At 63.3% G+C, this 22312-nt stretch carries 21 protein-coding genes; 16 read left to right on the top strand and 5 right to left on the bottom strand.

All coding sequences use genetic code 11. The features are described from left to right. Positions 1–25: 25 nt before the first annotated feature. From ACYU8T_RS04485 to ACYU8T_RS04425, 13 genes are all read left to right on the top strand, one after another. Positions 26–844, top strand: coding sequence for a polysaccharide biosynthesis/export family protein (locus tag ACYU8T_RS04485; protein WP_461158635.1), 819 nt, complete (start codon positions 26–28; stop codon positions 842–844). After that, the gene (locus ACYU8T_RS04480; protein WP_461158634.1) at positions 841–2268 is read left to right on the top strand and encodes an ATP-binding protein; all 1428 of its coding nucleotides are present in this window, start codon (positions 841–843) and stop codon (positions 2266–2268) included. Before ACYU8T_RS04485 ends, ACYU8T_RS04480 begins: the two co-directional genes overlap by 4 nt. Next, positions 2265–3623 carry a GNVR domain-containing protein gene (locus ACYU8T_RS04475; RefSeq protein WP_461158633.1) on the top strand — a complete coding sequence of 453 codons (1359 nt, stop codon included), beginning with the start codon at positions 2265–2267 and terminating at the stop codon, positions 3621–3623. Before ACYU8T_RS04480 ends, ACYU8T_RS04475 begins: the two co-directional genes overlap by 4 nt. Further along, entirely contained in the window at positions 3620–4528 is a 909-nt protein-coding gene (locus tag ACYU8T_RS04470) for a P-loop NTPase family protein (RefSeq protein ID WP_461158632.1), read from the top strand. The genes ACYU8T_RS04475 and ACYU8T_RS04470 overlap by 4 nt, the downstream gene beginning before the upstream one ends. Then, positions 4525–5325, top strand: a complete 801-nt coding sequence (locus tag ACYU8T_RS04465) for a WecB/TagA/CpsF family glycosyltransferase (RefSeq protein WP_201514314.1) — start codon at positions 4525–4527, stop codon at positions 5323–5325. Before ACYU8T_RS04470 ends, ACYU8T_RS04465 begins: the two co-directional genes overlap by 4 nt. Positions 5326–5461: 136 nt before the next feature. Then, the gene (locus tag ACYU8T_RS04460; RefSeq protein WP_461158631.1) at positions 5462–6709 is read left to right on the top strand and encodes a polysaccharide biosynthesis protein; all 1248 of its coding nucleotides are present in this window, start codon (positions 5462–5464) and stop codon (positions 6707–6709) included. Between the two features lie 4 nt (positions 6710–6713). Beyond that, positions 6714–8078 carry an O-antigen ligase family protein gene (locus ACYU8T_RS04455; protein WP_461158630.1) on the top strand — a complete coding sequence of 455 codons (1365 nt, stop codon included), beginning with the start codon at positions 6714–6716 and terminating at the stop codon, positions 8076–8078. Then, a complete protein-coding gene (locus ACYU8T_RS04450) occupies positions 8071–9000 on the top strand; it encodes a glycosyltransferase family 2 protein (RefSeq protein WP_247230966.1) in 930 nt (309 codons plus the stop codon). The genes ACYU8T_RS04455 and ACYU8T_RS04450 overlap by 8 nt, the downstream gene beginning before the upstream one ends. Further along, entirely contained in the window at positions 8997–9941 is a 945-nt protein-coding gene (locus tag ACYU8T_RS04445; protein WP_247230965.1) for a glycosyltransferase family 2 protein, read from the top strand. Before ACYU8T_RS04450 ends, ACYU8T_RS04445 begins: the two co-directional genes overlap by 4 nt. Further along, entirely contained in the window at positions 9941–10909 is a 969-nt protein-coding gene (locus ACYU8T_RS04440) for a glycosyltransferase family 2 protein (RefSeq protein WP_097091719.1), read from the top strand. Before ACYU8T_RS04445 ends, ACYU8T_RS04440 begins: the two co-directional genes overlap by 1 nt. Beyond that, complete coding sequence (locus tag ACYU8T_RS04435) at positions 10909–12036, top strand: endo-1,4-beta-xylanase (protein ID WP_461158629.1); 1128 nt, start codon at positions 10909–10911, stop codon at positions 12034–12036. The genes ACYU8T_RS04440 and ACYU8T_RS04435 overlap by 1 nt, the downstream gene beginning before the upstream one ends. Beyond that, a complete protein-coding gene (locus tag ACYU8T_RS04430) occupies positions 12033–13118 on the top strand; it encodes an acyltransferase family protein (RefSeq protein ID WP_461158628.1) in 1086 nt (361 codons plus the stop codon). Before ACYU8T_RS04435 ends, ACYU8T_RS04430 begins: the two co-directional genes overlap by 4 nt. After that, positions 13115–14041 (top strand): glycosyltransferase family 2 protein, encoded by a 927-nt coding sequence (locus ACYU8T_RS04425; protein WP_461158627.1) that lies wholly within the window; start codon positions 13115–13117, stop codon positions 14039–14041. Before ACYU8T_RS04430 ends, ACYU8T_RS04425 begins: the two co-directional genes overlap by 4 nt. Here the strand turns inward: ACYU8T_RS04425 and ACYU8T_RS04420 are convergent. The 3 genes from ACYU8T_RS04420 to ACYU8T_RS04410 form a co-directional block, all read right to left on the bottom strand. Then, on the bottom strand, positions 14026–15414 hold the full coding sequence (locus tag ACYU8T_RS04420; protein ID WP_461158626.1) for a glycoside hydrolase family 16 protein: 1389 nt from the start codon (positions 15412–15414) through the stop codon (positions 14026–14028). The two genes, ACYU8T_RS04425 and ACYU8T_RS04420, sit on opposite strands and share 16 nt — an antisense overlap. Before the next feature lie 116 nt (positions 15415–15530). Continuing rightward, positions 15531–16874 (bottom strand): UDP-glucose dehydrogenase family protein, encoded by a 1344-nt coding sequence (locus ACYU8T_RS04415; protein ID WP_461158625.1) that lies wholly within the window; start codon positions 16872–16874, stop codon positions 15531–15533. Between the two features lie 271 nt (positions 16875–17145). Beyond that, positions 17146–17907 (bottom strand): competence/damage-inducible protein A, encoded by a 762-nt coding sequence (locus tag ACYU8T_RS04410; RefSeq protein WP_461158624.1) that lies wholly within the window; start codon positions 17905–17907, stop codon positions 17146–17148. A gap of 90 nt (positions 17908–17997) precedes the next feature. On the opposite strand from ACYU8T_RS04410, the gene map reads away from it, so the two are divergent. The 3 genes from map (at position 17998) to glnA (ending at position 20922) form a co-directional block, all read left to right on the top strand. Then, positions 17998–18828, top strand: a complete 831-nt coding sequence (gene map, locus ACYU8T_RS04405) for a type I methionyl aminopeptidase (RefSeq protein WP_247230961.1) — start codon at positions 17998–18000, stop codon at positions 18826–18828. Positions 18829–19067: 239 nt separating this feature from the next. Then, positions 19068–19406 carry a P-II family nitrogen regulator gene (locus ACYU8T_RS04400; protein WP_097091724.1) on the top strand — a complete coding sequence of 113 codons (339 nt, stop codon included), beginning with the start codon at positions 19068–19070 and terminating at the stop codon, positions 19404–19406. Between the two features lie 103 nt (positions 19407–19509). Beyond that, entirely contained in the window at positions 19510–20922 is a 1413-nt protein-coding gene (gene glnA / locus ACYU8T_RS04395) for a type I glutamate--ammonia ligase (protein WP_097091725.1), read from the top strand. Between the two features lie 229 nt (positions 20923–21151). Here glnA and ACYU8T_RS04390 read toward each other — a convergent pair whose 3' ends face one another. Then, positions 21152–21805, bottom strand: a complete 654-nt coding sequence (locus ACYU8T_RS04390) for a histidine phosphotransferase family protein (protein ID WP_097091726.1) — start codon at positions 21803–21805, stop codon at positions 21152–21154. Between the two features lie 90 nt (positions 21806–21895). Further along, positions 21896–22297, bottom strand: coding sequence for a M67 family metallopeptidase (locus tag ACYU8T_RS04385; protein WP_461158623.1), 402 nt, complete (start codon positions 22295–22297; stop codon positions 21896–21898). Positions 22298–22312: the final 15 nt, after the last annotated feature.

Here is a 22312-nt window from a genome sequence, read left to right as displayed (position 1 = left end):
CCTCGAACATGAAGGAGCATGAGCTGTGAAAGCAGAGACCCTCCTGACCAGCTTCTCGATCTTCCTCACGGCTGCCGCGGTGTTTCCAGCGTCGGCGCAAACAGGCGTCGCGAACGCCCCGGCGGCGACTGCTCCAGCCCAGCCGGTAGCCGACGCAGGATATCTGCTTGGTCCCGACGACGAAGTGAAGATTTCGATCTTTGGCCAACCGGACCTGTCGTCAACTACGCGGATAAAGGAGGATGGCTCGGTCACGCTCGCCCTGATCGGACCCGTTCAGGCGCGAGGAAAAACGACATCTCAACTGGCGCAGACCATAGCTGCCAACTACGCAAGCGGCGGGTTCCTCACCAATCCATCGGTCAATGTAGAGGTGAGCAACTATGTCAGTCGCTTCGTGACTGTTCTGGGCAATGTGCCGCAAGCGGGCAATTACCCGCTCGACCGCAACTATAGCGTGGCGTCCATGCTGGCAAAGGCTGGCGGTTCGACCAAGGACGGCGCCAACGCCGTCATCCTGACGCCTGCCGATGGGAGCGGCGCTGTCCGCATATCGCTTGCCGATATGGCAGTGGGGGGTAGCCGCCAGTTGAAGCCGGGCGACATATTGTTCGTTCCTCCGGCCGAGAAGGTCTATGTTTACGGGCAGGTCCAGCAGCCGGGCGCCTTCTCCTTCGTACCGGGCCAGAGCTTCCGCCAGGCCCTTGCTTTGGCAGGAGGACCGACGCTCGCGGGTTCGACCAAGCGCATAAAAGTACGCCGGGGAGGCAAGGAAATACAGGCGAACCTGGATGATTCGGTTCAGCCTGAAGATGTCCTCATCATCCGGGAGAAGCTGTTTTGACTACGATCGATCATGGCTTCGCGCAGGATCGGCCCAGCGGCATGCTGGACTGGCTCATGTCCTTTCGCCGCAACATGGCCTCTGCCGATACGCATTCTGGCGAGCCTCGCATGAGGGCGGCTGAGCCCTTGTTGCTCGACACACCTGTGGCACCTGGCTTCCGGCCAATTCAGCAGGAGGATGAGGCAGCGGAAGCGCCACGGGCTCTTTCCATGGGTGCGATGGCGGCGCCTTTGAAGCCGATCAGCTTGCGGCGGGATTCCATTTACAGCGCTTTCAGCACGGCGATGCCGGTGACGGATCGGCACGGGTTGGCCGGACGGAACAGCGAGCTTGAGAAGCTGGTCGAGGCGATCGTCGTTCAGCGGAAACATGCGGTGATCTTCGGAACGCGGGGATCGGGCAAGACTTCGCTGGCGCGGGTTTTCGGCGACCTGGCGGATGAGGCGGGATGCGTCGCGCTTTATGGATCGGCGAGTGGGGACGCGGATTTCGACGCGTTGTTCCGGCCTTTTCTGAGCGAACTGCCGATGAGTGGGGCGGGGCGGGAAAAAGCGCGCAAATTAATGAATGAAACCATTGATGGAACGCGTTTGGCGAACCTGCTGGTGGAAGACGTACGGCAGCGTACGATTTTAATCCTGGACGAGTATGACCGGGTCCGATCGGATGAGGCGAAATCGGATGTGGCGACGCTGCTGAAGCTGCTCACCGACATTCACTCGCCGGTCCAGGTGGTGCTGGTCGGCATAGCGGGAGACGTGGATGGGCTGATCGCGGCGCATCCGTCATTGCGGCGGCATATCGCGCCGCAGCGAGTCGCGCCGATCCCGAAGCCGGAACTGGAGCGGCTGCTGATGAGCTGCGCAGACAATGCGCGGCTGAAGCTTGATCCGGACGCGCTCGACGCGCTGGCGGGCGCGGCGATGGGGTCGCCCTATCATGCGCGGCTGTTCGGCATGCAGGCGGCGCTCGTCGCCGAAGCGGCGGGCCGCGAGCGCATGACCCTGGCCGACGTGGAGCAGGGACTGGCGTCCGCGCTGGAAGACTGGGCGGAGATGAGCGGAGCGACGCACGCGCTGTTCCGCCGCATCTTGTGGGACGCGGGCGCGAACCGGCGGATGATCGCGCTGGCAGGGGTCGCAGCGGCCCAGATGTCGGTCATTTCTTATGACCGCCTCGTGCGCCTGAGCCATGAAGTATTGGGCGGCGGATCGATCAACGAAGGTCAGGCCGCCGACACGCTGCGGCGGCTGGAGCCGATCCTGACACCGATGCCCGGCGGCGAACTGTTCATGTTCGAAGATACGCTGGCGCCGCAGTTCCTGTTGCTGATGGCAAAGCAGCCGGTGCCCGCGACGCCCCCTGCCCCGACGCCTGCCGAAGAAATGCGCGCCATGTTGCGAGGAGTTGACGGGCTATGACCATGAACCCGATCGATCTGCTGTCCGCCGTCCAGGCCCGGTGGCGGACGGCGGCGCTGCTGGGCGGCGCGCTGTTCCTGATCGTCGCCATATTGGCGTTTCTACAGCCCCGCCAATATGCGGCCACATCCTCGCTGCTGCTGGACCTGTCCCAGACAGACCCGACCGACGCCAATAATCAACCGGGCGCGCGGGTGGAAGTGGACAGCATATTGGGCACGCAAACGGACGTCATCCGATCCGCCAAGGTCATCAATGCGGTGGCAAAGGAAGCCGGGTTCGTCGATGAACTGCCGAAGGATGTCCCGCTCGATGCGCGCGTGCAGCAAGCGGCCGACCGCGTGCGGGCCAGCCTGACCGTGACGACCGGGCGGCAGAGCAATGTGCTGCAATTGCAATATATGGATGCCGATCCGGCCATCGCGGCGAAGGTCGCGAACCTGGCCGCACAAGTCTACATGCGCGAGCAGGTCGAACTGCGCGCCTCCCCGGCACGCGGCTCCGCCAAATGGTTCGACGAGCAGACGCAGGAAGTGCGCCGCCGGTACGAGCTCGCGCAGAAGCGCCTGTCCGACTTCCAGCGGGCTCATGACATTATCGGCATCAACCGCATGGACCTTGAGGCCGAAAAGCTGAAGAACCTGTCCTATCAGCTTACCCAGGCGCAAGCCGAGGCGGCGGCTGCACGGTCGAAAGCTGGCGCGGGATCGGTGTCCGACATCGAAGGGTCGCTGATCGTCCAGAATTTGCAGGAGCAGGTGGCGACGCAATCAGGGCGTGTTTCGGAATTGTCGAAGACCCTTGGCCCCAACCATCCGAGCATGGTCGCCGCCAACGCCCAATTGTCGGAGCTTCAGTCGAAGCTGGCAGCGGCACGCGCCAGCCAAGCGGGCGCGGTGAACGCCAACAGCCGGGCGGCAAGCAGGCGCGAAGGGGACCTCAAGTCCAACATGGCGGGCCAGGAAGATCGCATGATCCGCATGTCGGACGTGCAGGACCAGTTGATGGTCATGCAGCGGGACGTGGATGCCGCGCGCCAGACCTATGACACGGTGCGCCAGCGCTTCAACGAAGCAACGCTGAAGAGCCAGATTTCGCAGCCCAATGCCAGCTTGCTGGACGAGGCGGCGGTGCCGTTGCTGCCAGCCAAGCCGAACATCATGCTGTGGCTGATCGCGGGGGTTGCGCTGGGCCTGATCGGCGGGGTGGCGGCAGTCGTCATCGCCGAGATCCTGAAGCCCCGCGTCCGTTCCGCAACCGGTGTCGCCAAGGCGACCGAAGTTGAAGTCATCACCGAACTGTTGCCGGTCCCCACACGGGGCGGCTGGTTCCTCAATCGGCAGGAGGCCGCATGAGACTGCGTTCCACGGCAGGCGCCCCACCCCAGTTGATGCCGGGCGGGGGGACCGCCGCGCTCCGGCCCAGAGGACGCGACAAGCAGAGCTTTGCGAAGCTGGCGGTCGATCACGGGTTCCTGGCGGAATCCGACGTCACCCGCGTCGACATGCATGCGCGCGAACATGGGCTTCCCTTTCACGAGGCAGCAGTGGAGATCGGCGCGCTGGATGCCGAGGCGGCCAATCTGCTGGCGGCACTGGCGGGCGGATTTTCGCTGCTGCCGACTGGAGATGAACGGATAGACCCGGCGGTGGTCGCGGCCTTTGATCCTGCAAGCCCCTATGCCGCCAAGGTCAGGACGGTCCGGGCCAAGATGCGGGCAGCGGCGAAGGCGGGCGATCCGTCCGCGCTGCGGTTGGCGGTGCTGTCGGTGGATGCCGGAAACGAGGCTGCGGTGATGGCCGGGAACCTGGCGGTCGTGCTGGCGCAGATGGACGGTCAGACGATGTTGATCGACGTCGACATGGGCAATCCGTCGCTCGACCGGCTGTTCCGCGTCGCGAACAAGTCGGGGCTGGCCGAACAGTTGATGGGCAGCGCGGCGCTGCTGCCAGCGGCCAAGACCGCGATCGAGGGATTGTGGCTGATGACTGCGGGGCGCGCTTCGGGCAGCGCGTCGAGCCTGATCACGCGCGGCCCGCTGGCGGACACGGCCAATGGATGGGGCCTGAAGGAGACATCGATGCTGTTCTACCTTGCCGAGCGCAAGGGCGAGCAGACGCCGGTCGGCAGCATCCTGGCAGGGTTCGACGCCGTGGTCATCGTCGCGCGGCGCGGCGATACCGCGATCGCCGACCTGCGCCGCATCATCGACGATCTTGACCGGCAAGGCGTGCCGATCGCCGGGACGGTCATCGCATGAGTGCTGAGCGGGCCCTGCCTCAACCTTTTCCTGCCGCAGAAATGCAGGAAAAGAACGTCGTGGTGGGCGGCGTTCCGGTTTCCACCCTGTCCCTCGACGCCCTGATCACGAAGATGGTGCGAGAAGCGCCGCTCCGCCGGATGCAGCAGGAAACGCCATTGCTGGTGTTCGACTGCAACGGACAGGGCCTGTCGATGAATGCCATCGACCCGCAGTTCCGGGCCGATCTGGCTCAGGCGGACCTGATCCACGCCGATGGGCAGATCATCGTCAAGGCGTCACGCTGGTTCAGCAAGACGCCGATCGCGGACCGGTCGAGCACCACGGACATGTTCATCGACAGCCTGCCGCGCGCAGCCGCACAGGACGTGCGCTATTATCTGCTCGGCGGCGAGGAGAAGGTGAATGCCGAGTGCGCCCGGCGGATCACCGAACAGACGCCGGGCCTCAAGCTGGCGGGCCGCCGCAACGGCTTCTGGAAAGCGGAAGACGAGGACGCGCTGATAGAGGAGATCAACGCGGCGGCGCCTGACGTGCTTTGGGTAGGAACGGGGAAGCCGCGCGAGCAGGCATTTTGCGTACGTAACCGACATCGCATCAAAGCGGGGTGGATCGTCACTTGTGGCGGCCTCTTCAACTATGTGACCGGCGATTACCCACGCGCGCCGATGTGGATGCAGAATGCCGGGCTTGAATGGCTGCACCGGATGGCGACGCGGCCACGGCAGCTGGCCTGGCGCTACATCACCACCAATCCCCATGCGCTTTGGCTGATCTGGAAGCATCGCCATGGCTGATGGGACAGCGGTTGCGCAGGCCCACCCCCTAACCCCCTCCCGCTTGCGGGAGGGGGAACTGGAGAAAGACTTGCCCAACCCGCAGCGAGAGGGGCAGCTGATAGGGCGCGCGACCTCCTGCTCTCCGGAGACGCGCGTGAGGAAATTGGGAAGCGTCTTTGGCCGATTTGGCCTTGCCAGCCTGTCGTCCGCCATCGTGTCGGTCAGCCATCTGGCCGTGCAGCTTTTTTCGATCCATCATCTGGGCACGGCGGCGATCGGTACGCTGGCCTTCCTGCTGGTGATCATCCAGTTCGGCTATGGGCTGTCCAACGCGCTGGTGTCGACGCCCTACACGATCGCGGTCAATCAGGATGACCGGGCCGATTGCACGTCATTCGACTTCTTCTTTCCGGTGAACCTGCTTCTGGCGGCAAGTCAGGGACTGATCTGCGCGGGAATAGCCTGGGCCACGGCATCCCCGGCAGCTGCGGCGATGTTCGGGCTTGCGGGCACCTTGTCGCTCATCCGCTGGTTCGGGCGATCCAATGCCTATGCGCATCACCGGCCCGCGCGCGCGGCGCGATCGGACCTCGTCTATGCAGGGACGATCGTTGCTGGCCTGCTTGTGGCCACGCGGACAGGCGCTGACCTGGCGAGCATCGGCGCGATGCTGGTCGTTGCGAGCCTTGCCGGGCTGTTGCCATTTGGAATTTCCTATGTGCGGCGGCACTTCATCATGCGTCCCACGACGGCGTTGAGCGCCTATCGCCCGGTGTGGCGCGAGCAGTCCGGCTGGACATTGGTGGGGGTGCTTTCAACCGAGGCGACGTCGAACGCGCACAGCTATATCGTGACCCTGCTTGCCGGGCCTGCCGCCTTTGCGCCTGTTGCGGTGGGCATGCTGTTCTTCCGGCCCGTTAATGTGTGCATCACCGCGCTTACCCAGTTGGAACGGCCCCGCATGACCCGTGCGGTGGCGCGCGGGGATCATGACGGCGCGATCAAGTCCGAGCGGATATTCATGGGCGCGCTGGTATTCCTGTGGGCGGGGACATGCGTGCTTGCGGCGCTGGTGCTGTTTGCCTTTCCACAGTTGATCCTGAAACCGACTCTGGATTGGCAGCTGGTCGCGATCGCGGTGGGACTGTGCGCGCTGCTGTCGCTGGTCCAGTGCGTGCAGACGCCGATGAGCGTGATGACTCAGGCGCGCAAGGCGTTCCGGCCGCTCGCGCATCAGAGCCTGCGCAGTTGCGGCGTCGGCATAGCGGCGGTGACGCTGCTGACGCTGGCGGTTGCGCCGATCTTTTCGATTGCGGGCGTGGTGTTGTCACAGCTGGTGATGATGCTGGGCATCTGGCAGCTCGACCGCAAGTGGCGGGCGAGCCAGCGGGCTGAGGGCTGAAACCATGGCGTCGGCATGGCACCGCATGGGCACTGCGCCCTCCCTCCCCTCTCCTGCGGCTTCGCAGGACAGCCGGATGGTCGTGGTCGCGCAGATCTTCTACTTCGTGTTCCTGATGATGGTCTTCATCGGCCAGCAGCCTTTTGCCTCGCGCACGCAGGATGAGCTGGTGGCGATGGCGGCGGACAATGACGGGTCGGACCTGTTCAAGCAGGCGCTGTTCATCGGCTTCGCGCTGCTGCTGACGGTGGTGCAGGTCTTGCGGCAGCATCCGCTGAAATACCGGTTCACCTTCTGGCCGCTGGCGATCATGCTTGTGTGGTTCCTGATCACTTGCAGCTGGGGCGTCGATCCGTTCGTGTCCTTCAAGCGAGTGATGCAGCAGTTCATCGTGATCTACATCACCTTCTGCGCTCTGGCGCTGATCGGGCCGGAACGGTTGCTGACGGCGCTGCGATGGGCGCTGATCTCCTCGCTGCTGATATGCTGGGTGTCGATGCCGCTGACCTCAGCGGCGGTGCATCCGCCGACCGAAAGCGACAAGGCGCTGATCGGCGCGTGGCGCGGGTTCTTCTTCCACAAGAATATCGCGGGCGCGGTGATGGCGCTGTGCTTCATCGTGTGCGGCAATGCGTGGATCGACCGGCGCAAATGGTATTATGCGCTGTTTGCCGTCATGGCGTTCGTCTTCGTCATCGGGACCAAGAGCAAGACGTCGCTGGCGCTGTGCGTGGGGATGCTGGCGATCAGCAACATCTACCGCGCGCTGAGCGACAATACGCAGAAGCGGGCGATCCTGCTCATCATGCTTGGCTTTGGGATGGTCGGGTTCCTGGGGCTCTACATCGCCTACCAGCCGACGATCGAACGGCTGTTCGCTGATCCGACCAGCTTTACCGGGCGCGTGTCGATCTGGCGTGTGGTGTTCGATTATCTGGCGGACCACCCGTTCCTGGGGGCGGGCTTTGGCGGCTTCTGGCAGGTGGGGGCGAACTCCCCTGCGCATGACTATCTCAATCAGCAATTCCAGATGCTGACGGCGCATTCGCATGACGGCTATCTGGAAATCTGGGTGACGACCGGGCCGCTGGGGCTGGCGCTGCTGCTGCTGAGCTTCCTCGCGCTGCCGGCCTATTGGTTCCTGACGGGATCGACCAGGGAGAACCAGCATCTGATGGTTCCAGCCTTCGCGATCTGGGTGTTCGTCATGTACCAGAATCTGCTGGAAACTTCCTTCTTCGACAAGGACCGGCAGGTCTGGGTGATCTTCCTCGCGGCGATCGCCACCGCGCACGCAACCTTCAAGGCCAAGCCGCGCCCGCAGTGGCAGCGGCGGCGCATTTCTTCCCGGGAGGCCTTCCATGGCTAGGATCATCGTCTGCATTGCCACATGCCACCGGCCGCAGGGATTGCGGCGGACGCTGGAGTCGATCGCCGCGCTGGAGACGGCGCATCAGATCGAGGTGCTGGTCGCCGATAATGACGCGGCCCGGGCAGAAGGCATGGGCGTGGTCGAGCGGCTCGCGGCGCAAGGCTATCGCTGGCCGATCAAGGCGCTGCTGGTGGCGGAGCGGGGCATTCCGGTGGTGCGCAACAGGCTGGTGGAGGAAGCGCTCGCGCGGCCCGGCGCGACGCATGTGGCCATGCTGGATGATGATGAGGCTGCATCGCCCGGCTGGATCGATGCGCTGGTGGACACGGCCATGCGGTGGAATGCCGATGTCGTGGGCGGAGCGGTGGCGCGGGAGATGGACGCGCGGGTGGCGCACTGGGCCGCGCGGCATCCCTTGTTGCAGGCGAAGCGGCGCGGCACGTCGGGGCCGGTGGCTTTGGTCGATAGTACCGCCAATGTACTGATGACCGCGCAGGCGCTGCACCAGATGGGCGAGCGGCCTTTCGACGAACGCATGGCGCTGACCGGCGGGTCGGACAAGCAGTTGTTCAGCCGCATGGCGCGCAAGGGGTTCCGCTTCGCCTGGTCGGAAGAGGCGCTGGTGACGGAGCTTATCCCGGCGAGCCGGGTGACGGCGAAGTGGCTGCTGATGCGCGGCTACCGGCTGGGCATGACCGACATGATGGTCGAGCGCTTCCACAAGGGACGGCTGCGTACCCTGCTGATCGAAGCGCCGCGCATTGCCGCCGGGTTCCTCGTCGGCACGCTGGGCGCTGCCACAACATTCGACCGGGGCAAGCGCGTCGTGCGGCTGGGCAAGCTGTACCGCGCCATCGGCAAGATCGCCGGGATCGCCGGTTTCCGTTATGAAGAATATCGAAAGGTGCACGGCGCATGAGCGATGCCGCTCCCTTCTTTTCCGTGGTCATTCCCCTCTACAACCGCGCGGCGATCGTCGGTGACACGATCCGATCCGTGCTGTCGCAGGATTGGCAAGATTTCGAGATCGTCGTGATCGACGATGGATCGCTAGACAATCCCCGGCCTGCGATCGAAGCCATCGGCGACAAGCGGGTGCGCTATATCAGGCAGGACAATGCCGGAGGCGGGGCGGCGCGCAACCATGGCATCGAAACAGCGCGGGGACGCTATATCGCTTTCCTCGATTCCGACGATCTTTTCCTGCCGGGCAAGCTATCCATCATGGCCCGCGCGCTGAAGGATGATGACGGCCGCACGGTCCTCTATTCGCGGATGAAGGTAGACCGGGGTGTCGACCGTTACTGGATAAGGCCCGATCGGGGCATCCGGGACGGCGAGGATGTCGGCGAATATCTGTTCTGCGCCAATCAGTTCATGCAGACTTCGACCATGGTCGTGCCAAGCGACATGGCGCGCAAGGTGCTGTTCGATCCGGCCCTGAAAAAGGGACAGGATCTGGACTTCTGCGTCCGGTTGCAGGGCGCCGGAGCGCGGTTCAAGATGGTCGAGGAGCCGCTGACGGTCTGGCTCGATGCGACCGAAGCGGGCCGTACATCCTATGTCCGGGGCTATGAAACGTCGCTCGATTGGCTCGACCGCTGCGGTCATATGCTGACTGGCCGGGCACGGCGCGGCTATCGCGCGACCGTGCTCGCCTATCATATGGCGCCTGTCCGGCCCCTCGCCGCCCTCCGTGATCTGGTGGTCGGCCTGTTTGCGGGCGGCGTGCCGCCAAGGGTGGTCGCACGGCAACTGCTGAGATCGTTCCTGCCAAAACCGCTCTACCGGTCGCTGGTGAACCGTTTCGTGCTGCGGTTCGGCAAAGGCGAACCGGCCCATGGCGGGGCGCGGTCGTGATGACGGCGTGGCAATCGCCATCGCAGCTGCAGGCTGCCGTCGCCGAACCCGTCTTCTCGGTCGTCATCCCCACCTATCAGCGGCGCGACGCTGTCGTGGCCGCAGTGCTGTCCGCGCTCGAACAGAGCATCGCGGTCATCGAGGTGATCGTCGTCATCGATGGGTCGACCGACGGCACCGAATTAGCGCTTCAGGCCATCAAGGACCCGCGCCTGTCCATCATCGTGCAGCAGAACCGGGGTGCATCGGCAGCGCGCAACGCTGGCATCGATCAGGCAAGGGGGCGATATATCGCATTTCTGGACTGCGACGACCGTTTCCTGCCGCATCATCTGGCCGACCTGCTGCCGCTGCTGGAGGAGAATGAGAATATCGTTGCCTATGGCCAGGTGCTGGCAGACCGGGGCGGCGGGCGGAATTTTCTGAAGCCTCCACGCGCGATACAGCGCAACGAGCCGGTGGACCGCTACCTGATGTGCGATCGGGGCTTCATCCAGACGAGCAGCGTGGCGCTCAGCCGTTCGCTGGCGGAGAAGGTGCGGTATCGCGAAGATGTGAAGTTCGGCGATGATACCGATTTTGCGCTGCGCCTGTCGCTGGCAGGGGCAGTCTTCGTGATGGCGAGCCGCCCCGGCACCATCTGGACCGACAGGCAGGCGCAGGACCGCTTGTCGCAGGTTCGCGGCAATGTCGGCAGCCTGGCGTGGCTTGCCGACCTGCGCCCGCATATCTCCACGCGTGCCTTTTCGGGCTATATGGGCTGGCATGCCGCAAAGAGCATCTGGCCGACCGAGCGGCTGCGCGCCATCCGCTATTATCTGACGGCCTTGCTGCATGGCGCTTATGGCCCACGTCTGGCGGGTGCCGTGCTGATGCAGATCGTCCTGCCTGACGGTGTTTATCGAAGCCTTTGCGACCGGTGGATCGATGTCTCCCGCCTCTTCACCGGACGGAGGCAGAGCCTGTGATGCGGCGCGAATTCCTAACAGGCGCAGCGACCTTGGCCGCCTGCTCCCCCATACCGCCCGGCGCGGCGCGCGCGGTGTCGCGCGAAGGGCTGGCCGATCACGCCAGACAATCCGGCCGCTGTTTCGGCGCGGCCGTGAAGTCGCGGCTGCTGCGCGAGGACAGGGCCTACCGCGCGGCGGCCGCGCGGGAATGCAACATATTGGTGCAGGAATATGAACTGAAGCGCAAAACCGCAGAACCCAAGCCCGGCAGATATGATTTCAAGGGCGCGGACGAGATCATCGATTTCGCGCAGCAGCATGGGATGCGGGCGCGTGGGCACACGCTGGTCTGGTACACGGCCAACCCCACATGGCTGGAACCAGCGGTGGAACGGGCCGGGAAAGCGGAACAGCGACGTTTGATGACCAGCTATATCGACGTCGCCATGCGCCGCTATGCGGGCCGGATCAGCGAATGGGACGTCGTCAACGAGACGCTGGAACCCAACCAGGGCCGGGCGGACGGCATGCGCGCGGAAAACCTTTGGATGAAGGCCATGGGCGAACATTATATTGACCTTGCCTTCCACCGCGCCCGAGAAGTCGATGGCGACGCTACGCTGTTCCTCGGCGACTATGGACTGGAGCATGATTCCCCGCGGTGCGAACGGCGGCGGACGGCGATGCTGAAGCTGCTCGATCGCTTGCTCGGGCGCGGCGTGCCGATCGATGCTGTCGGAGTTCAGGGGCACTTGAAGCCCTATAGGGAGTCCTTCAAGCAACGGCAGTTCGCCGACTTTCTCGACACATTGAGCGGATATGGGCTGAAGCTGGCGATCACCGAACTGGACATTGCCGATCGTGGCGGGCCGCCCAATCCGGAGAAACGGGATCGCGAGGTTGCGGCGTTCGGCAAGGCTTTCCTCGACGTCGCCCTGGACAATCCTGCGGTGGAATCAGTGCTCTGCTGGGGCATTTCCGATCAATATTCCTGGCTGTCCAATTATCCGGAATATAAGTGGCCGGACGGGCAATTGTCGCGTGGCCTGCCCTTCGACGGCAAGATGGCGCGCAAGCCATTTTGGGATGCGATTGCGGGCGCGTTCGATGCGGCGCCGCCTGCCGGCAGGAGGACCCGGGCATGAGGGTCGCTTCCCTGACAGGGCTGCGTGGGGTCGCGGCGGTTTCCGTCCTGCTTTATCATATCCCGCATCAGCCGGCCTTTTCGCAGTTTGCGATTCCCTTGTTCTCGCGCGCCTATCTGGCCGTGGACCTGTTCTTCATCCTGAGCGGCTTCGTCGTTTCCTACGGTTATCATGACCGGGTCGTGACGCATCTGAGCCGGGCAAGCTATGCCGATTTCCTGATCAATCGCATGGCCCGGGTGTGGCCGCTGCACCTGATCGTGACATTGGTGTTCGGGCTTCGCATCCTGCTGAACGTTTCCGGCAACCAGTCGATCGACTTGAACGCGGGCAACGTGATCAGCAATCTATTCATGGTGCAAAGCTGGGGATGGGGTACGGAGCCGATCGCTGGCAATAGCTGGTCGGTCAGTACGGAACTCGCCGCCTACCTGATCTATCCCCTGATTGCGATGCTGGCCTTTTCGCGCCTGGCCTGGGCGCAGGCGGCGCTTTGCATCGGGGTGCTGATGTCCGTGGCATCGTCAGGCCTTGGATCGAGCGGGCCGCTGGACGTCAACGATAGCGACAGCGTGTTGACGCTGTTGCGCTGCCTTGCGGGCTTCTCGCTGGGCGTGCTGACATATCGGGTTGCGGACCATCCTGTGTTCAGGGCAGTGATCGATCGCAGGGGCGGCTTTGCAGGGGTCTGCGCCCTGGTTGCGCTGGCGCTGCTGTTGCCGGGAGCGGATGTGCTGGTCGTGTGCCTGATGCCTGCGCTGGTGCTGAGCTGCTATTATGACGGGCCTGCAGCGCGGGCGGTGATGGCCAATCGGCTTAGCTTTCACCTAGGGCTCATCAGCTATTCCATCTATCTTTGGCACCCGTTGGTGCGTGATGTCGCGGCGCGTGCGATGGGTGTGGCGCAGCGGCACGGGATTGCCGGGATGGATTGGCTGTTCGTGCTGGGGATGCTGGTCGTCACCTGGCTGATTTGCTGGGTCAGCTACCTGTTGATCGAGGTGCGCGGGCATCAGCTGATCAAGTGGATGCAAAAGGGACGTCCGCAGCGCCCGGCAGCACTGGAACCGGCGGCGCCATGATGGGCAAGCCGATCTGGATCGCCATCCCGACATTCAAGCGGCCAGCCGAATTGCGGCACTTGCTGGAAACGCTGGCGCGGCAGGTGCGGCGGCAGGACGTCATGGTGCTGGTCGCAGACAATGACGGGGAGGCAGCGGATGGCGCTGCTGTGGTGGAGGCTTTGCGGGGGGGCGGCTATCCCCTCCCCCTTAGCCTGCTGCGCGTGGTGGAGCCGGGGCTTTGCTCTGTCCGCAACGCGATATGTGAAACGGCGATGGCTGATCCGACGATGCGGTTCATCGCCATGATCGATGATGACGAGTGGCCTCAGCCGGGCTGGCTGGACGCCCTGCTCGCCTGTCAGGCGCAAGTGGGCGCGGATGTGGTGGCGGGACCTGTCGACTTTCACTTTACGGGAGAGCCCCCGCGATGGGCCGGGCAGACGCTGGTGTTCCGGCCCGAACGACGCGCCTGGGGCGCGACGGGGATGCTGTGGGCCAGCAATAACCTGCTGGTGAGCCGCAGGGCGCTGGAGATGGTGACGCGGCCGTGGTTCGATCCGCGCTTCAATCGCAGCGGGGGCGAGGATCTGGATTTCCTGGCGCGGTTGCGGGAAGCGGGCGCGCGGTTCGCCTGGGCGCCCGAGGCGCGTGTCAGCGAATGGGTTCCGCCGGAGCGGGCGAAGCTGAGCTGGGTGCTCAAGCGGATGTGGCGGATCGGCTTTACCGAAACGCTGGCACGGCGAAAGCGGCGGCCGGGGCGCCTGGCCCGGCTTGCGCTGCTCGGCCGGACGCTGGGCATATTGGCATTCCGCACCGTTGGTCTTGCGGGGCTGATCCTGCCCGGCGCGCGCCGCGTGGACGTTGCCGGGCAGTGGGTGAAATGCTGGGGACGCCTCTATGCCCTCTCAGGCGGCGTCCACAGCCATTATGGCGCGCTGTAGATGCGGAAGCTCTTGATGATCATGTCGCCAGAGCCGTCATCATAGGCCCCGCTCGTCTTCACCGCGACGTCCATGATCGGATACCAGCGGTGCCCCTGGAAGGGATTGACCGACTGATAGGTTTCGACCCCGTCCACGAACCAGGTGATATAGTCGCGCTGAATATCCACCGCGAAGCTGTGGAAACCCTGGGAGAAGCCGTTCAGGCCGTAAGCCTGCTCCGCCTGGATCGTGACGCCCCGCTGGAAGCTGCGTACGCCGCCGCTGCCGCCATGGATGGTCTGGCCGATGTGGCGGTCGAAGTCCCAATAGCTTTGGTAGCCAAAGCCTTCATAGATATCGATTTCGGGCGGCCAGCCGCTGGTGGAGATCAGCCAGAATGCAGGCCATGATCCGCGGCGGCTGGGCATCTTCGCCACCCATTCATATTGGCCGTAGCCAATCTGCGAGGCGATGAAGTTGCGGCCGTCCAGTACGGTGGCGCCATAATACCAGTTCTGGCCTTCATACCAGATCGGCGTCTTGAGCTTCTGGCTGTGCAGGACGAGCCCCTGCGTGCCCCAGTAGACGGGGCCCTCGACGCCGGGGAAGACGGACGAATCGAGGTAGAGGCCGGTTTCGCCATTGGCGATCTGGGTGCGGCCATGCGAGAGCGAGGTGGCCCAGCGGTCCCAGCCGCCGTCAGGGGAGCGCTTGTGCGTTTCCTTCTTCAACTCGAACTGAAGCGTGCCCGTCGCCGCGAAGGCGCGAGGTTGGCGGAAGGTGCCGCTTGCCTTGAGCGTCGGCGCGGCGGCGCTGGTGGCGGTGATGGTCGCGAGCGATTGCCCCTGCAGGCCGCCCCAGGGTGCTTCGCGCAGCTTCAGCTGGAACTGCTGTCCTTCGGCGAGGCTGGTGATCGGCACCTCGACCGTCTGGACGAGCGGATCGCCGGGGCGGAAGATGACGACCGTGTCGACGGTCTGGTAATTATATCCCGACAACGCTCGCAGCGTGCCTGATCCGTTAATCGTGATGACCCGCGCGATGACCGTGTTGGGCGTCGGCCGGTCCAGCGTCACCGGCACATAAGCAGTGCCGCTGCCCGGAAGAACCGTGGCATTACCCAGCGACAGTGTCGCCTTGTCCGGCAGCTTTGTACCGCTGGCGAAATCGAAAGTGGAAAAGCTCGACGTTATGGTCGGGCTCGTACCAGTCGTGGACGAAGTCGTCGAAGATGTGGTGAACGCTGGTGCGCTGCCCAGCAGAGTGGTTGTCGATCCAGTCGATGATGTGGGTGACGATCCGCCCGATATGATTGTCGCGGCCCCCGCCGCCATGACGCACAAAAGCGATAATCCGGCTCCAACCATGGAGCCGGTCAGCCTGATATTCATGTTTGCAACCCCCGCTTATTAGCCCCCTTAGGGTCCTATACGAAGGTTAACAAAAACTTCCGGTCAAGCACGGCTCATCGCAAAGGAGAGATCTTTGCGACGAGCCGAAGGAAACTTTATTCCGCCGCCTCAATCAGTAGCTCGGGTTCGGGTTCCGCGCCCCTGCCCACGCTGACATAGGTAAAGCCGGCGGCTTCGGCGTCCGCCGGGCGGTAGATGTTGCGCAGGTCGACAAGGCCGTCCCCGTTCATCACCGACCGGAGGCGTGGCAGGTCCAGAGCCCGCAAGGCGTCCCATTCGGTGACGATCACCACGGCCGAGGCAGCCTTTGCCGCGTCATAAGGGCTGGTGCAAAAGTCCACATTCTGGAGCATCGAACGCGCGGCATCCATGCCTTCAGGGTCATAGGCGCGGACCTGCGCGCCCGCATCCTGCAATGCCTGGATGATGGAGAGCGACGGCGCATCCCGCATGTCGTCGGTGTTGGGCTTGAAGGTAAGGCCCAGCACGCCGATCGTCTTGCCCCGGACCGATCCATTGCACACGGCGACCACCTTGCGAGCCATGGCGCGCTTGCGGCTTTCGTTGATCGCCACCGTCGTTTCGATCAGGCGGATGGGCGCGCCGGCGTCCTCGGCGGTCTTCACGAGAGCCAGCGTGTCCTTCGGGAAGCAGGACCCGCCATAGCCGGGACCAGCATGGAGGAACTTGCTGCCGATGCGGTTGTCGAGACCTATGCCGCGCGCGACCTGCTGCACGTCCGCGCCGACATGTTCGCACAGTTCCGCGATTTCGTTGATATAGGTGATCTTCATCGCAAGGAAGGCATTGGCCGCATATTTGATCAGCTCGCTGGTGCGCCTGCCGGTGAACTGAATGGGAGCCTGGTTGAGGTAAAGCGGACGGTAGACCTCTTCCATCACCGGGCGCGCGCGATCATCCTCAATGCCGATGACGATGCGGTCAGGCCGCTTGAAATCCTGGATCGCGGCCCCTTCCCGAAGAAATTCAGGGTTGGAGGCGACAGCAAATTCCGCGCCCGGATTGGTTTCCCGGATGATCCGGTCGACTTCGTCACCCGTGCCGACCGGAACGGTGGATTTGGTGACGATGACGGTGAAGCCGCGCAAGGAGGATGCGATTTCCCGCGCGGCGTCATAGACGTAGCTGAGGTCCGCATGGCCATCGCCCCGCCGAGCAGGCGTGCCGACCGCGATGAACACGACATCGGCCTCAGCAACGGAGGCAGCAAGGTCCGTGGTGAAGGTCAGCCGTCCCGCCTTCACATTGCGCGCGATCAGGTCGGCAAGACCCGGCTCATAGATGGGAACGCCGCCTCCGCGCAGCACCTCAACCTTCGACACATCCTTGTCGACGCAAATGACGTCATGGCCAAAGTCCGCCAAGCATGCGCCCGAAACCAACCCGACATAGCCCGATCCGGTCATAACGATCCGCATCACCATTCTCCCTTCGAAAGAGCTTCGCGCCTGGCATCCGTTCCGCGAAGAAGGGCGCAAGAAACCAACCCCGCAAAACGCAGGATGACGGGCTCAGCCATTCAACATGAACCGGACGCACAGGCGCTGAAGCCCGACATCCAAAAGCTGGAACCAGCCAGCTATTGATGCGGCGCAGCATAGCGTTCGAGACCAAGTGGATGCAACGCAGCCCGCCGCTTGGCAGACACATATGAGCGTGGAAGCAGCGCTTACTTACCGGAAAATATGGTCAGATGCCGCCGGTCACGACCGGCCAGCCGCCACTTTCCAGGCGATTGGCTAGATCGGCGACGCACTGTTCCAAGGTTGCCGCGTCCGTTGACCGGATGACGAAGTTCGCGCCTGTCCTGCCTTCGCGGAAGAAGGGATAGCTGCCGATCTGACAGCCTTCATGGCTACGCTCCGTCGTGGCGAGGATATCGGCAATCTCGCTTTCCGCGACCCAGCAGCCGATCTGCGCGGACATCAGCGGGCGACCACCTTCCAGCGTGCCGGTCAACATGTCCAGCATGCCTGCGGTGATATGGGGCACGCCGGCCATGATGAAGATGTTGCCGTGACGGATACCGGGCGCGCCCGACATGCGGTTTTCGATGAGGTCGGAGCCTGCCGGCACTCTCGCCATACGCAACCGCGCGTCGGTGAGGCCGCCGCGCGTTTCATAATAGCCCTGCAGCATGGCGCGCGCTTCAGGGTGGATTTCGACGTCCACCTCAAGCGCCCGCGCAATCGCATCGACGGTGATGTCATCATGCGTCGGCCCGATGCCGCCGGTCGTGAACAGATAGTCATTGCGGGCGCGAAGCGTGTTCACCGCCTCGACAATGGAGTCGCTGTCGTCGGCGATCACGCGGACCTCCCGCAACCTGATCCCCTGCACATTCAGCCAGGACGCGATCTGCGCGATATTCTTGTCCTGGGTTCGGCCGGACAGAATCTCGTCTCCGATCACGATCAGCGCAGCGGTCCAGATGCGTTCGGTTACGGGCATGGGGCTGGCCATAGCCCCTGATCGGTCTGCTGCCTAGCCCGGCGCGAACGGGGCCTCGCAATATCGCCTTGTTCCGCCTATAATCGCATCATGACCGAATATATGACGATGACGGCCGATGCGCCGATTTCCCGATCGACCGCGATCAAATTGTACGACGCGGCAGGCTTTGACGGCATGCGCAAGGCGGGCCGGTTGGCGGCGGAGATCCTCGACGCATTGGTGCCGCATGTCGTGCCGGGCGTCACCACCGGCGAGTTGGACGACATCGTCCGTCGCATGACGCTGGATGGCGGCGGCGTACCCGCGACCCTTGGCTATCGCGGCTACACGCACAGCTGCTGCATCTCACTCAACAATGTCATCTGCCATGGCATACCTGGCGACCTGAAGCTGAAAGAAGGCGATATCCTGAATATCGACGTGACGCCGCTCGTCGATGGCTGGCACGGCGACACCAGCCGCATGTTCATCGTCGGCGAAACGAGCATCAAGGCCAAGCGGCTCATCGAAGTAACCTATGAGTGCCTGATGCTGGGCATCGAACAGGCAAAGCCCGGCAATCATCTCGGCGACATCGGCTATGCCATTCAGCGGCATGCGGAGAAGCATCGCTACGGCGTGGTCCGCGATTTCTGCGGCCATGGCCTTGGCCGGGTGTTCCATGACAGCCCGGAAGTGGTCCATATCGGCCGTCCGGGAACGGGCCCGGAACTTCGTCCCGGCATGTTCTTCACGATCGAGCCGATGATCAACATCGGGAAGCCGGGCGTGAAGATGCTGGAGGATGGCTGGACGGCAGTGACGCGCGACCGGACGCTTTCGGCACAATTCGAACACAGCATCGGCATTACCGAGACAGGTTGCGAAATCTTCACGAAGAGCCCGGCCGGACTGGATGCGCCGCCCTATCTGGGATGAACTTCCGGCTGCCTAAAAATTAGGCAAGGGTGATCGCAACTGCCCAGAAACCGGGCGATATGGACAAAGATTGCCGCATCTACGAAAGCGTGGCTAAGCGATTCGCCAATTGGCACGGTAATTGATTGTTCAAAGGCGCGGCTCATGTCTTTGGGGGGCATGAAGATCGTTGCTTTTGAGGATGGGTGGATGGAGAGCGTCTCCATCATCAAGCGCGGGTTTGGGTTGGGAATAGAGTGATGAAAAAGATCGAAGCGATCATCAAGCCGTTCAAGCTCGACGAGGTGAAGGAAGCGCTTCACGAAGTGGGCGTGTCCGGCATCACGGTTACCGAAGCCAAGGGTTTCGGCCGCCAGAAGGGGCATACCGAACTCTATCGCGGCGCTGAATATGTCGTCGATTTCCTGCCCAAGGTGAAGCTGGAGGTCGTGGTCGACGATTCTCTGGCGGACCGCGTGGTGGAGGCGATTTCCACCGCTGCTCAGACGGGTCGCATCGGCGACGGCAAGATCTTCATCACCGCAATCGAAGGTGCCGTTCGCATTCGTACCGGCGAGCGGGACAGCGACGCCATCTAAACCGCATCAAATCCGATTTCGCGCCAGCTTCGTGGAGGGGCTGGCGAACTGCAACATCCAAGACCCCTTCGGGGGGGCAAATATGAAAGAAGGGCAAGCGCACATGGCCAACACGCCAAAAGACATCCTGAAGATGATCGAAGAAAAGGAGATCGAGTGGGTCGATCTGCGCTTCACCGATCCCAAGGGCAAGTGGCAGCACCTGACCATGGTGTCTTCCGTGCTGGGCGAAGATGAGCTGAACGAAGGCCTGATGTTCGACGGTTCGTCGATCGAAGGCTGGAAGGCGATCAACGAGTCCGACATGATCCTGAAGCCCGACCTGGACGCCGTCTATGTCGATCCCTTCAGCGCGACCCCGATGCTGATCCTGTTCTGCGATATCGTCGAACCCGACACTGGCGAACTCTATGCCCGTGACCCGCGTTCGACCGCCAAGCGCGCAGAAGCCTTCGTCAAGTCGGCTGGTTTCGGCGACACCGTCTATGTCGGCCCCGAAGCCGAATTCTTCATGTTCGACGACGTTCGCTTCAACAACGACTATAACGAGTCCTTCTACAAGATCGACGACATCGAACTGCCGACCAACACCGGCCGCGAATATGAGGGCGGCAACCTTGCCCACCGTCCGCGCGCCAAGGGCGGCTACTTCCCCGTCGCTCCGGTCGATCCGGCCACCGACATCCGCGCCGAGATGGTCACCACCATGCTCGAAATGGGCCTGCCCTGCGACAAGCATCACCATGAAGTGGCTGCGGCCCAGCATGAACTCGGCCTGACCTTCGGTACGCTGGTGCAGACCGCCGACCGCATGCAGATCTACAAGTATGTCGTGCAGATGGTCGCCCAGGCCTATGGCAAGACCGCGACCTTCATGCCGAAGCCGATCGCAGCCGACAACGGTTCGGGCATGCACACCCACATGTCGATCTGGGACGGCGGCAAGCCGCTCTTCGCGGGCGAAGGCTATGCCGGCCTCAGCGATATGTGCCTCTACTTCATCGGCGGCGTCATCAAGCACGCCAAGGCGCTGAACGCCTTCACCAATCCGACCACCAACAGCTACAAGCGTCTGGTGCCGGGCTTTGAAGCACCGGTTCTGCTGGCCTATTCGGCGCGCAACCGCTCGGCTTCCTGCCGTATCCCCTATGGCGCGGGTTCGAAGGCCAAGCGCGTGGAATTCCGCTTCCCCGACGCGATGGCCAACCCCTATCTGTGCTACGCAGCGCTGCTGATGGCTGGCCTCGACGGCATCGAGAACAAGATCCATCCGGGTTCCGCGATGGACAAGAACCTCTATGATCTGCCGCCGGAAGAACTGAGCCAGGTGCCGACCGTTTGCGGTTCGCTCCGTGAAGCGCTGAACAGCCTGGAAGCCGATTATGAGTTCCTGCTGAAGGGCGACGTGTTCACCAAGGACCAGATCGAGGCCTATATCGAGCTGAAGTGGCCCGAAGTGTACCGCTGGGAAATGGCTCCCTCGCCGGTCGAATTCGACATGTACTACAGCGCCTGATCCGATCAGACTGTAGGTTATGGAAGGGCTCGGCAGCGAAAGCTGCCGGGCCTTTTCGCTTTGTTGGGCGAACGCGTCAGCGCGGCGTTGTTGAGTGGAGGGCTTGGATGTGGGCGGTCGCCATGAGAACGCACGGGCCGGCACTGGCGTGATCTGGACGCGACAAAAGGAGCAGCCCGACCGTTCGGCTGCCTGCTACACTCTGTCTGTTGATAATCTCGTAGGCGGATCAGCCCTGATCAGGGATCGATGCGCCGAACAGCAACACCGGCTCTCCCGCAGGAGACAGCGCGATCTCACCGCTTGCGCTTATGACGAGGCTGCGCACCATCCAGGCGGCAGCGGTTCGAGAGGCGAGGCCTTCGTCCGGCAGCGTGCCTGCAAGCGCGGAACGCAGATCAGGGTCCAGCACAAGCTTGGGGCCTTCGGCGCGCACCACGATTTCGGTGACACCGGGCCGCCGTTCCGCACCGATATCGAGTTGTCCGCCACGCACCAAGGCGTCGCCTGCGATCAGGGCGAGATTGAGCAGCACCTTGACCGGCAGCTTGTCGAGCATGTCATCATCGACCAGCCAGCCGATCTTCACACGTCCAGCACCCGCAAACATGCCCTCGATCGCAACGCGCGCCTCATGCGTCGGGACTGCATCGCCGAAGCCGCCCGCCGAGCCAAAGGCCAAGCGGAAAAATTTGAGCTTGTTCGCCGATGTCTTCGCGCTGTCCGCCAGCAAATCCAGGCAGCGCTGGCGCATTTCCGGATCCGTTTCGTCAGCCATCAGTTCCAGCCCATTGTTCAGGGCACCAACCGGGCTCAGCAGGTCATGGCACAGGCGCGAACAAAGCAGGCTGGCGAATTCAATGCTGTCGGTCGGATTGGTCATGAAGGATGTGCCGCCGGAAATGACTGGAAGGAATGACAGGCTAATGCGCTGCCGGGGCACAGGATGCAACCCCGGCCTGCCGCCTTTGCCTCACATGATATCGAGCATTGCGCCGGTGAAGGTCACTTCCCCACCCTCCCCCGGCCCAGCAATCCACAGCCTTGCCTCGTCATCACCGACGATCAGCCAGAGGCTTCCGTCCGGCCGGGCGCTGGCGGCGTCGGTCGCCGATGGAATGGCCGCGCCGCTCGGATGCGAGTGATAGTGGCCCAATATGGCCGGGCCGCCGGCGCGCGCTGCCTTGTGCGCCTTGAGCAACGTAGCCGGACTGAGTTCGAAGTAGCGATGGGGATCAGGCGCCACATTCTCCGCCGGGAGAATATCGCTGATATGGCCAGGCTGTCCGAGCAGCAGGCCGCAGACTTCCTGACCGCTGGCGGCCGCCAGGGACATGATTTGTTCCAGTGTCGACCTTGAAATCCGGACCATCATTCCTACATGCTTAGC

The organism is Sphingobium sp. TomMM35A, assembly GCF_054771735.1.
This window is presented reverse-complemented; position numbering and strand designations above follow the sequence as displayed.

Excerpts from the sequence above, each read along its gene's own strand:
- ACYU8T_RS04475 (WP_461158633.1), top strand. The coding sequence starts at position 2,265 with ATGACCATGAACCCGATCGATCTGCTGTCCGCCGTCCAGGCCCGGTGG.
- ACYU8T_RS04470 (WP_461158632.1), top strand. The coding sequence starts at position 3,620 with ATGAGACTGCGTTCCACGGCAGGCGCCCCACCCCAGTTGATGCCGGGC.
- ACYU8T_RS04465 (WP_201514314.1), top strand. The coding sequence starts at position 4,525 with ATGAGTGCTGAGCGGGCCCTGCCTCAACCTTTTCCTGCCGCAGAAATG.
- ACYU8T_RS04455 (WP_461158630.1), top strand. The coding sequence starts at position 6,714 with ATGGCGTCGGCATGGCACCGCATGGGCACTGCGCCCTCCCTCCCCTCT.
- ACYU8T_RS04450 (WP_247230966.1), top strand. The coding sequence starts at position 8,071 with ATGGCTAGGATCATCGTCTGCATTGCCACATGCCACCGGCCGCAGGGA.
- ACYU8T_RS04445 (WP_247230965.1), top strand. The coding sequence starts at position 8,997 with ATGAGCGATGCCGCTCCCTTCTTTTCCGTGGTCATTCCCCTCTACAAC.
- ACYU8T_RS04440 (WP_097091719.1), top strand. The coding sequence starts at position 9,941 with ATGACGGCGTGGCAATCGCCATCGCAGCTGCAGGCTGCCGTCGCCGAA.
- ACYU8T_RS04435 (WP_461158629.1), top strand. The coding sequence starts at position 10,909 with ATGCGGCGCGAATTCCTAACAGGCGCAGCGACCTTGGCCGCCTGCTCC.
- ACYU8T_RS04430 (WP_461158628.1), top strand. The coding sequence starts at position 12,033 with ATGAGGGTCGCTTCCCTGACAGGGCTGCGTGGGGTCGCGGCGGTTTCC.
- ACYU8T_RS04425 (WP_461158627.1), top strand. The coding sequence starts at position 13,115 with ATGATGGGCAAGCCGATCTGGATCGCCATCCCGACATTCAAGCGGCCA.
- ACYU8T_RS04420 (WP_461158626.1), bottom strand. The coding sequence starts at position 15,414 with ATGAATATCAGGCTGACCGGCTCCATGGTTGGAGCCGGATTATCGCTT.
- ACYU8T_RS04415 (WP_461158625.1), bottom strand. The coding sequence starts at position 16,874 with ATGCGGATCGTTATGACCGGATCGGGCTATGTCGGGTTGGTTTCGGGC.
- ACYU8T_RS04410 (WP_461158624.1), bottom strand. The coding sequence starts at position 17,907 with ATGCCCGTAACCGAACGCATCTGGACCGCTGCGCTGATCGTGATCGGA.
- map (WP_247230961.1), top strand. The coding sequence starts at position 17,998 with ATGACCGAATATATGACGATGACGGCCGATGCGCCGATTTCCCGATCG.
- ACYU8T_RS04400 (WP_097091724.1), top strand. The coding sequence starts at position 19,068 with ATGAAAAAGATCGAAGCGATCATCAAGCCGTTCAAGCTCGACGAGGTG.
- glnA (WP_097091725.1), top strand. The coding sequence starts at position 19,510 with ATGGCCAACACGCCAAAAGACATCCTGAAGATGATCGAAGAAAAGGAG.
- ACYU8T_RS04390 (WP_097091726.1), bottom strand. The coding sequence starts at position 21,805 with ATGACCAATCCGACCGACAGCATTGAATTCGCCAGCCTGCTTTGTTCG.
- ACYU8T_RS04385 (WP_461158623.1), bottom strand. The coding sequence starts at position 22,297 with ATGATGGTCCGGATTTCAAGGTCGACACTGGAACAAATCATGTCCCTG.